The organism is Methylacidimicrobium cyclopophantes (assembly GCF_902143385.2).
In the GTDB taxonomy this organism is placed as follows: domain Bacteria; phylum Verrucomicrobiota; class Verrucomicrobiia; order Methylacidiphilales; family Methylacidiphilaceae; genus Methylacidimicrobium; species Methylacidimicrobium cyclopophantes.
In genome coordinates, this window is record NZ_CABFUZ020000171.1 from 1 (window position 1) to 9058 (window position 9058).

At 61.0% G+C, this 9058-nt stretch carries 8 protein-coding genes; 4 read left to right on the forward strand and 4 right to left on the reverse strand.

All coding sequences use genetic code 11. From position 1 onward, the window contains the following. Together FN369_RS07800 and dnaJ are read left to right on the forward strand one after the other, a co-directional pair. The coding region (locus FN369_RS07800) for a nucleotide exchange factor GrpE (protein WP_142525610.1) at positions 1-323 on the forward strand (323 nt) is incomplete at its 5' end. Next, positions 320-1477: a molecular chaperone DnaJ gene (gene dnaJ, locus FN369_RS07805; RefSeq protein ID WP_142525611.1), complete on the forward strand. Its 1158-nt coding sequence runs from the start codon at positions 320-322 to the stop codon at positions 1475-1477. The genes FN369_RS07800 and dnaJ, both read left to right, overlap by 4 nt. 22 nt (positions 1478-1499) lie before the next feature. Here the strand turns inward: dnaJ and FN369_RS07810 are convergent, their stop codons facing one another. The 4 genes from FN369_RS07810 to FN369_RS07825 form a co-directional block, all read right to left on the reverse strand. Further along, positions 1500-2255, reverse strand: coding sequence for an RluA family pseudouridine synthase (locus tag FN369_RS07810; RefSeq protein ID WP_142525612.1), 756 nt, complete (start codon positions 2253-2255; stop codon positions 1500-1502). A 27-nt stretch (positions 2256-2282) separates the two neighbouring features. Further along, positions 2283-4166, reverse strand: coding sequence for an ATP-dependent DNA helicase (locus FN369_RS07815; RefSeq protein WP_178087748.1), 1884 nt, complete (start codon positions 4164-4166; stop codon positions 2283-2285). A gap of 149 nt (positions 4167-4315) precedes the next feature. Next, positions 4316-5557: an LL-diaminopimelate aminotransferase gene (locus tag FN369_RS07820; RefSeq protein ID WP_142525614.1), complete on the reverse strand. Its 1242-nt coding sequence runs from the start codon at positions 5555-5557 to the stop codon at positions 4316-4318. A gap of 181 nt (positions 5558-5738) precedes the next feature. Further along, positions 5739-7184, reverse strand: coding sequence for a bifunctional 2-methylcitrate dehydratase/aconitate hydratase (locus tag FN369_RS07825; protein WP_142525615.1), 1446 nt, complete (start codon positions 7182-7184; stop codon positions 5739-5741). A gap of 249 nt (positions 7185-7433) precedes the next feature. On the opposite strand from FN369_RS07825, the gene FN369_RS07830 reads away from it, so the two are divergent. Beyond that, a complete protein-coding gene (locus tag FN369_RS07830) occupies positions 7434-8147 on the forward strand; it encodes a hypothetical protein (RefSeq protein ID WP_142525616.1) in 714 nt (237 codons plus the stop codon). Positions 8148-8150: 3 nt separating this feature from the next. Further along, complete coding sequence (locus FN369_RS11195) at positions 8151-8906, forward strand: hypothetical protein (RefSeq protein ID WP_142525617.1); 756 nt, start codon at positions 8151-8153, stop codon at positions 8904-8906. Positions 8907-9058: the final 152 nt, after the last annotated feature.

Consider the following 9058-nt stretch of genomic DNA (forward strand, 5'->3'; position numbering starts at 1 on the left):
AGTCGGCGCAGAAGGCCGCCGACGCAAAATCCATCGCCCAGGGCATGAAGATGATCTTGTCGCAGCTGCAAACCCTGCTGCGGGAAGAAGGGGTGGAGGCCATCGACGCCGTCGGCAAGCCCTTCGATCCCCATCGGCACGAGGCGGTCGGCTCCGTGGAAACCGAGGAGGTCGAGGAGGGAGTCGTCGCGGCACAGCAGAGAAGCGGTTATCTTTACAAGGGCCGCCTCCTTCGGCCGGCTTTGGTCTATGTTGGCAGGAAGCCGACCAAGGACAGCAAGGTTCGGGACGAAGAGGGCGAAGCCCGTTCGCGGGAACAATGATCTCTCAGCGCGATTACTACGAAATTCTCGGTGTGGCAAAAGGAGCCAGCGCCGAGGAGATCAAGAAGGCCTATCGAAAGCTGGCCTTGAAATATCACCCCGATCGCAATGCGGGAGATAGCGCTGCAGAGGAGAAGTTCAAGGAGCTGAGCAAAGCCTACGAGATCTTGAGCGATCCCGAAAAGCGGGCGGCCTACGATCGTTTCGGCCACGCGGCATTCGAAGCGCAGGGGGGTGCTACGGGCCCGGGCTTTCACGACCCCTTCGAAATCTTTCGGGAGGTTTTCGGAGGGTCCGGTCTTTTCGGGGAGGGTCTTTTCGGCAGCCTTTTCGAAGAGGCCTTTGGTGTCGGGGGAAGCAAGCGGTCCCGGCAGGAGAGGGGAGCCGATCTCCGGTGCGACTTGGAGATCGATTTCGAGGAGGCCGCCCTTGGCTGCGAGAAACATATCGCCTTTCCCAAGTTGGAGAGCTGTGCGGTTTGCGGAGGCACCGGGGTAGCCTCGGGGTCGGCTCGGAAGGGCTGTCCTACCTGCCACGGTCAGGGCCAAGTCCGGGTCACCCGAGGCTTTTTGACCGTCGCGCAGACCTGTCCGCGCTGTCACGGTACGGGATCCGTGATCGAGCGGCCTTGCCCCACATGTCGGGGAGAGGGTAGGGTCAAACAGACGGCGGAGATGAATATCCAGATTCCTGCCGGCATCGATGACGGATATCGGCTGCGTCTGGCGGGTTATGGTGAGAGCGGCGCCTCAGGCGGACCCTCGGGCGATCTTTACGTGGTTGTCCACGTTCGGCGGCATGAGGTGTTCGAAAGGCAGGGCAACGATCTCTATTGCGACATGCCGATCAGCTTCGTTCAGGCTGCCCTGGGCGGAGAGGTAACCGTTCCCTGCCTCGTTGGAAAAGCCACCCTGAAGATCCCCGCCGGAACGCAGAGCGGGCAGGTCTTCCGCCTTCGCGGGCGCGGGGTGGCCGATGTCCACGGGCGAGGAATCGGCGATCTGCTGGTCCGAGTCACAATCGAGGTTCCCACGCGTCTCAACGCGGAGCAGAGGCAGAAGCTCGAAGCCTTTGCGGCCAGCTGCAATCCCGATACCCATCCGCAGCAGGAAGGATTTCTGCAACGGGCTAAACGGTTCTTTGGCGCCGACTGAAGCGGGCTTCCGCTTCGCAGGATCAGGCCGGATGGTGGGCGATTCCGCGCTCTCGGAGAAATCCGGTCAGATCGGGAGGAAGAGGGGCGGCGACGGCCACCTCTTTCCCTTGCCACCGAAAGGAAAGACGCGAGGCATGGAGCGCATGGCGATTGAGACAGAGACGTTCGGCGAGCTCCGGAGTCCAGCCATGAGCGGCAAATTGCAGGAAACAATTCGGGTCCGGCCCATAGATCTTGTCGCCGACGACCGGGTGGCGAATGGCGGAAAGATGGACTCGAATCTGATGGAGGCGGCCGGTTTTCGGGAAGGCGCGCAGGAGGCTCACTTCTTCTCCGGAACAAAGGGAGCGTAAGACCGTGATCGCCGGTGCCCCTTCGGCACGGATTCCTTGCCGGATCGCGACCGGATTCCCCTCGGAAATTCCTATATAGCCTAACGGAGCGTCGATCCGCAGGAAATCGCAGGCCAACCTCCCCCAGACGATGGCAAGATACTCCTTTTCGATGAGCCTCTTTTCCATGAGTCGGCCGAGCGCGGAAGCGGCTGCCGCATCCTTGCCGACTAGCACCAGCCCGCTGGTTTCTCGATCGAGTCGATTGGCCAGGAAGAACGAGGCTCCGTTCCTCTCTTGGGTGAGCCAACTGAGCACGCTGGGGCGGTCGTTTCGCCGGGTCGGATGGGAGAGAAGAAAGGGAGGCTTGTCGACGACGAGGAAGTCGTCGTTCTCGAAGACTATGCGTGGCGGATAAGGAGGTTTCAGCGTCAGTTGCGGCATGGAAGAAACAGAGGCAGCACTCTGAGGTTAGGCGATCGGGGGGTCCTGGTCGAGGATCTCGACGGGGCAGTCGGGAAGGACGCCGAAGAAAGAGCGGCCGTACCCCTTGGTCAGGATCCGGGAATCCAAAATGGCTACCGTGCCGCGATCCTCTCGGCTCCGAATCAGCCGGCCGATCCCTTGGCGAAACTTGAGGAGAGCCTCTGGGAGAAAATAGGAAAGGAACGGATCGCTTCCCGCCGCCTGCAACCGTTCCGCTCTCGCCTGCGCGAGCGGGTGATCCGGCGTTCCGAAAGGGAGCCGAGTAAGGATCACGCAGGAAAGCGCTTCTCCCGGGACGTCCACGCCTTGCCAGAAGCTGTCCGCCCCGAAGAGAACCGCGCCCGGAGAGGTTCGGAAGCGTTCCAGGAGCCGATGACGGTCGGCCGTCCCGTCTTGGACGAGGAGTGGGAATCCTTTTTCTTCGAAGAAGGGTGCGAGCTGAGAAGCCAGACCCAGCAGCGTTCTCCGGTTGGTAAAGAGGACGAAAGCGGAGCCGCAGTTTCGGGCGGTGAAATATCGGATCCACGCCGCCAATGCCACTTCATAGGCAGCGCCTTCCGACGGATCGGGGATTCGGCGGGGGACACAAATCTTCATCTGGCGTGCGTAATCGAAGGAAGAGTCGAGGAGGAGAGTTCTCGGCTCCTGGAGGCCGAGTTTCTTTTGGAAGTAGTGGAACTTTCCGCCGATCGTCAGCGTGGCACTGGTGAAGACGAGGGTGCGTTCACCCTGGTAGAGCAGTCGTTCCAGCAGGGATGCGACAGAGAGCGGCACGGCCTCCAGCCGCATGCCATCCGGGGGACCGTGCTCCGGAGTCTCAATCCAGTAGACATGATCGGATAGGGAATGGCTCAGGAAGGCGGAAAAGGAAGCCCGCAAGCCGATCGTCTTCCGGGCATGGTCCTCGATTTCGCGCTTGAGATCTCGATCGGTGGCTTTCGAGGCCGCCTCCTGAATGGATTCCGCCAACTCTGCCAACGGGACGTCCAGGATATTCGGCACGCAATCCGGCCGAAGGATGCGGACCTCCCGCCCTTTCGACCCGCTGATGGAGGCGCGCAGGCTGTCGAAGAGGGCAGAGAGAGTGGCAAGGACCTCCCGAGTCTTTTGGATCGAATCCCTTGCTCGTACTAGCGGGAGGAGTCCTCGGCCGGTTCGAGGATGGTAGAGCCTGTGCAAGAAAGATTTCGTCTCCTTCTCGGAGAGAGAGAGGCCGAGATGCCGGGCGGCGACCGTTTCGACCTGATGAGCTTCGTCGAAGATGACGAAATCCTTGGCGAAGGAGAGATCTTCGCTCGGGTCGGAACCGAGACCTCCGGCAAGCAGAGAGAAGAAGAGTGCATGGTTGACGATCGTGAGGTCGGCCTCGGCACTTTGTTCTCGGAGTCGCTGATAGAAGCAACGCGGATTGTCCTGACAGGTTCTTGCGGTGCAGAGCTGCGGTTCGGAGCAGAGGCGGCTCCAAAGGCCGGGCTCGGGAGGGGGCTCGAGCTCTTCCCAAGAGCCGGTTTTTGTTGCAAAGGACCACTGGGCGATTCGGGCGATTTCCTCGCTTTCCCGAGGCGCGAAAAGATCCCTGCCGTAACGGAGCGCTTGATCGATCCGGCGGGGACAAAAATAGTTCCTCCTTCCTTTGAGGAGCACCACCGTGAACGAATCCGACAGGGTGCGAAGAAGAAAAGGCAGATCTCGGCCGAAGAGTTGCGCTTGCAAATTGAGCGTGTGCGTGGAGATCATTCCGCGCCGCCCCAGCTTGCGCGCGCAGCGGAGGGCCGGGAAGAGGTAAGCAAGGCTCTTACCGGTCCCCGTGCCCGCTTCGACTGCGAGAACGCCCTTCTCCTCCAAAGCCTCGGCCACCGCCCTTGCCATGCGCTGCTGCTGGGGCCGGAATTCGAAGTGACGGGCGGAGGAGAGAGGCCCCCGAGGAGAAAAGAACTCCGCCGCCTCCTCTGCAAGGGACAAGTCGGGCGACCGGGGAGTACAACCTCCGTTTCTTTCTGAACCGGAGAAGGGAGGAGTTACTTCCATCGCAAGCGGGTGGCGGCCAACCGCTTTTCCAGTTCGGCGACGACCCGACGCTCCTCTTCTTCCCCTTGCGCGGAGAAGGTCACGCTCCACCTCAGGTAGGCGCCGGCATCGTCCCACGGAACGGTCGAAATCTGCCGCTCGGTGATGAGCCATTCCGCCGCCTTCTCCGCGGTCGGAAAGAAAATCTCCCCTTGCGCCGTGGTCGCGGAGCGGGGTGCGGGCGTATAGAGGAAGAACGAAGCGTCCGGTTTGCGCGCCGGGCAGCCTAGTCGGCTCAGGGCCCCAACCAGAAGGTCCATGCGCCGGGAATACTTTTCAGCGATCCGCTGTGTGATTTCCGGATGATCCAAGCCGTAGGCAAAGGCGTGCTGAATGGCCAGAAATTGGCCCGAGTCGGTATGATCCTTGACGGCGGCATAAGCCCGAACGAGCCGCGAGTCGCCGACGACAAAGCCGCAGCGCCATCCGGTCATGTTGAAGTTCTTGCTGGCCGAATGAAGCTCGAGGCCGACCTCCTTGGCCCCCGGCACCGAAAGGAAGCTCAAGGGCGACCCTCGGAAGACCAAGCCTGCGTAAGCAAAGTCGTGAATGACGACGATTCGGTGGCGATGGGCAAATGCGACGACCTCCTCGAAGAATGAGCGTGTTGCGGTGGCTCCGGTGGGATTGTTCGGATAGTTGAGCACGAGCACCTTGGTCCGTCGAAGCACATCGGTGGGCACCGATTCCAGATCGGGCAAAAAGGAGTTCTTTTCCAGCAGAGGGAGAGAAAAGACCTGCCCTCCGTAGTATTGCGCATGTGTTCCGAAGACCGGATAACCCGGAACCGTCATCAGGACCACATCACCCGGGTCGACGAAGCAGGCGGGCAGGATCGAGAGAGCCGCCTTGGAGCCGATGGAATGGCAGATCTCCGTCTCGGGATCGGCGGAAACTCCGCAAACGCGTGCGAGATACCGGGCTGCCGCTTCCTTGAGCCGAGGACCGCCGTTGTCGGCGTAGCCTCGATTCTCAGGCTTCCGCGCTTCTTCGGCCAACCGTTCGACGATCTCGATCGGGGCCATCTCGTCGGGCTCTCCGACCCCGAGATCGAGCAATTCGATCTCCGGATGCTGTTCGCGGGCCGCTCGTTTGGCGCGCTTGATCTTTTCGAACTTATAGATTTCGGTCTCTCTACCGATTCGAGTGCCTCCGATGCGCTGGGCGAACGAGGCGGCGGGAAAGTTGTCCATAGGCTTCTGGCGATCCGTTTGATTCTCTCTCTTCTTTTTACGGGCCCGGAGAGGCAAAGGCAATCGTCCCTCTGCCCTGCCATGGAGCGGATAGCCGCATCTTTCGCCGATTCTCTCTCTTGGGTAGGGCGCCCGGATCCTCGGAAGACGGTATTGCGGGGAAGCCCGGGACGAGGAGTTGCTACGCTCTCCAAACCTCCAGGAATTCCGGGACCGACATCGCCTCCACTCGTTCCAGGTCTTGCGACAGCTCGAAGAGCTGCTCGACCTTTCGAGCCGGAAAGCGCGTGGCGAGATTAGTTTTGAGCTTTTCCTCCAGTAGCGGGAGCGCCTCCCTGCGCCGTTTGGGGTGCCCCAGCGGGTACTCGACGGTCACTTTTTCCGAGGCGGTTCCATCGGCAAAGAAGATCTGGACTGAGTTGGCGATCGACCGCTTGTTCGGGTCCAGATATTCCTTGCTGAATCGTTTCTCTTCCTGGACGATCATCTTTTCCCGCAATACGTCGATGCGCGGATCGGAAGCGGTCGCCTCTTCGAAATCCTCCGCTTGGAGCGTTCCGCGTAGGAGTGCGACCGCAACGGCGTATTGAATACAATGGTCCCGGTCTGCTGGATTACGGAGCGGACCGCTCTTCGAGATGATGCGGAGAGCCGCCTCGTGCGTCGTGATCTCGATCCGGGAGATCGCCTCCCATCGATTTCGTACCACGGCAGCCAGCTGGTAGGCGGCCTCGACGGCGGTCTGCGCGTGAAATTCGGTCGGATAGGAGACCTTGAAGAGGATATTGCGGATGACGAAGCTGCCGAGATTCTGGGGAATCCGAATCGGCTCGCCGCTCAGGAAGACGGAGCAGAAGCCCCAGTGCGGGGCGGAAAGGACAGTCGGATAGCCCCCCTCCCCCAGTTGCGAGAGGAAGGCGAGGAAGAGCCCTCGGCTCGTTGCATCGCCGGCAGCCCAGGATTTGCGCCAGCCGACGTTGGGCTCGTGTCGATAGACTCGCAGGGAACCGCCGTCGGCCCAGGCGTTGGAGAGGGCGTTGATCGTCTCTTCCCTCGCACAACCGAGGAGGCGACAACTTGCGGCCGTCGAGGCAACGCGCACGAGCAAGGTGTGGTCGAGTCCGACCCGATTGAAGCAATTTTCCAGCGAGAGAACCCCTTGCGTTTCGTAGGCCTGAACCATAGCTTCCAGGACCGATCGCATTGTTAGGGGAGGCTTGCCCTGGCCGAGGCGAAGTTGCGAAGCATGGTAGGCCGCCGACAAGATCGCTCCGAGGTTATCCGAAGGATGCCCCCATTCGGCAGCGAGCCAGGTGTCGTTATAATCGAGCCAACGGATGGCCGTTCCGATGCTTCGGGCGGCCGCGAGTGGGTCGAGTACGATCTTCAGTCCAGGAACCGGGACTCCTTTTGGGACGTAGTACGAAAGCCCGGGGATCCCCGAACCGAGCAGCTTCCAGCACTCCGGCTCCCGCAAAGCGCGTATGCCGCATCCCAAGGCGTCGAAGAGGCAGAGCCGGGCTGCATCCCGCGCGGTGGGTTCGTCGACGGACTTTGCGAAATAATCGGCTAAGGTTTCGAGGACCGAGTCGGCCGGAGCGGACGGGTTCCTGTCGCTTGGAGCCATTTCTGAACCATAGAAACGACATCCTTTTTCTGTCGATCCCGAGTTGCTTCGGGGGAACCGAAATGCCGGCACCGGCTGGTTGGAAGCGGAGCAATCGTATCCCCGCCTTCCTTTCCGATTGGCAAACCACTGTTTTCCCCGAGGTGATGATTGGGATCGAGGATTTGGGCTGCTACGCTCTCTGACGGAGACGCTATGCCGCCCGCCACGGATTTTCGACCGTTGTCGCGAGCCCCCTGTCGGGCTTGTATGCTCTCCGCGCTCGTCGCGCTTTGGATCGGCGGCCTTCCGCAGATCTCGGCCGCTCGGGATCTCGACTTGCCGATCCAGCTCGTCTGGGCTCGGCAGTACTACACTCTCTTCCTGGCGAAGTCGCGTTCCGGGCAAGGGCCCTTGCGACCGTACGTGCGATGTTTGGTCTATCTCCAGTTCCGAAATTGGGGATCCGCCCAGCGAGTGCCTATGGGCCATGGGGAACGTCCTTCCTACCCGAACATCCAATTCCGGGTTTGGCGCAATCAAGTACCCATTCCGTTCCAAAGAAGGGTCTTTCCCGGCGTAGGAGCGCAGGACTTCTACGGCGTCTACTTCGGCGCGGGAGAAAGCGTGCGCGTTACCTATGAGTATGTCGAGGAGGTGTTGAGCCACGATCCAGCGAGGAAGGTCGATGTTTTCGAGGATACATGGGGGTTCCTCGGATACCGGCCGCCGCTCGAAGATTGGTGGATCGTAGTCGATCTCGGTCAGATGTATACGCAGTATCAAGCTTCCCCTGGTTTCGGGGAAAGTCCTTCCACCCCGGCCCTTCCGTATCAGACCTTCTTTAACCGGATCTTCCGAGTCGCCCCGCTCGGTTATCAGAGCCGCGGCACCGAAATTTGGTGGCGCTTTCAGGATGTTGGCGAGGAGCGGATGCATTCCTTCCCGAAGCTGCGGGTCGAGTGGCAGGCTTGGTACCGGTAGGATATGACGGCTCGCGGCTCTTTCGGGGCGAGGACGACTTCCTTCGTCGGTTTGCTTCCTCGGTCGGCCCCCCTTGGCTTGGTTCTCTTGTGCTCCCTTGGGTGGACGGGCAAGAGAGCCGCTGCGGAAGGCCGGTGGGTTCAGCTGGTTGGGGCGCAGCAGCATTACACCGTGTTTCTCCGGGAATCTCGGCCCGCGCGCAGTTCGTGGCAGCCCGCGGTGCGATGCCTCGTCTCCCTTCGGTTGTACAACTGGGGTCCGGATCAGTCCTTCACCATGAGCCATACGGAAGTTCCGCGCTTTCCGACCGAGCGCTTCCGCGTTTGGCGCAACGATCAGCCCCTCCGCTGCCGGAAACTCGGGCAGGACGACTATTTCACCGTTTTCGCCGCCTCCGGCGAAACGCTGCAAATCGTTTACGAATACGTAGAACGGGTTCTTCCAGCGAATCCCGAGGCGAGAATCGACGTTTTCGAGGATACCTGGGGCTTTACCGGATTTCGCCCGCCACTCGAAGATCTGCAGGTGGTCGTCGATCTCGGCCCGATGTATGCGAGATACCGGACATTCCCCGCCTTCGGCCGGAGTTCCGCAACCCCGGCCTATACCTACGAAGACTTCTTCCACCGTTTCTTCCGGATCTCCCCTCCGGGCTATCGGACCCAGGGAACAGAAGTCTGGTGGAACATTCATAATGGGGGCGTTCGTGTGACTACCGCCGCCCGGCTCCATGTCGAATGGCGCGCCTGGTACCGGTAGAGCGGACGCGACGGCCGCTCCCCGGTCTCTTTGTTTTCGCGCTTCAGCGCCAGAGTCGATAGGCCGCGTAGAGGAGAAAAACCGCGAAGGCTCGCTTGGCGTAGATCGCTGGGATCGCTTGAATGAAAAGGGAGCCGAGGGCGGCGCCCGCC

Coding starts and splice junctions, on each gene's coding strand:
- dnaJ (WP_142525611.1), top strand. CDS start 320: ATGATCTCTCAGCGCGATTACTACGAAATTCTCGGTGTGGCAAAAGGA.
- FN369_RS07810 (WP_142525612.1), bottom strand. CDS start 2,255: ATGCCGCAACTGACGCTGAAACCTCCTTATCCGCCACGCATAGTCTTC.
- FN369_RS07815 (WP_178087748.1), bottom strand. CDS start 4,166: ATGGCAAGGGCGGTGGCCGAGGCTTTGGAGGAGAAGGGCGTTCTCGCA.
- FN369_RS07820 (WP_142525614.1), bottom strand. CDS start 5,557: ATGGACAACTTTCCCGCCGCCTCGTTCGCCCAGCGCATCGGAGGCACT.
- FN369_RS07825 (WP_142525615.1), bottom strand. CDS start 7,184: ATGGCTCCAAGCGACAGGAACCCGTCCGCTCCGGCCGACTCGGTCCTC.
- FN369_RS07830 (WP_142525616.1), top strand. CDS start 7,434: ATGCTCTCCGCGCTCGTCGCGCTTTGGATCGGCGGCCTTCCGCAGATC.
- FN369_RS11195 (WP_142525617.1), top strand. CDS start 8,151: ATGACGGCTCGCGGCTCTTTCGGGGCGAGGACGACTTCCTTCGTCGGT.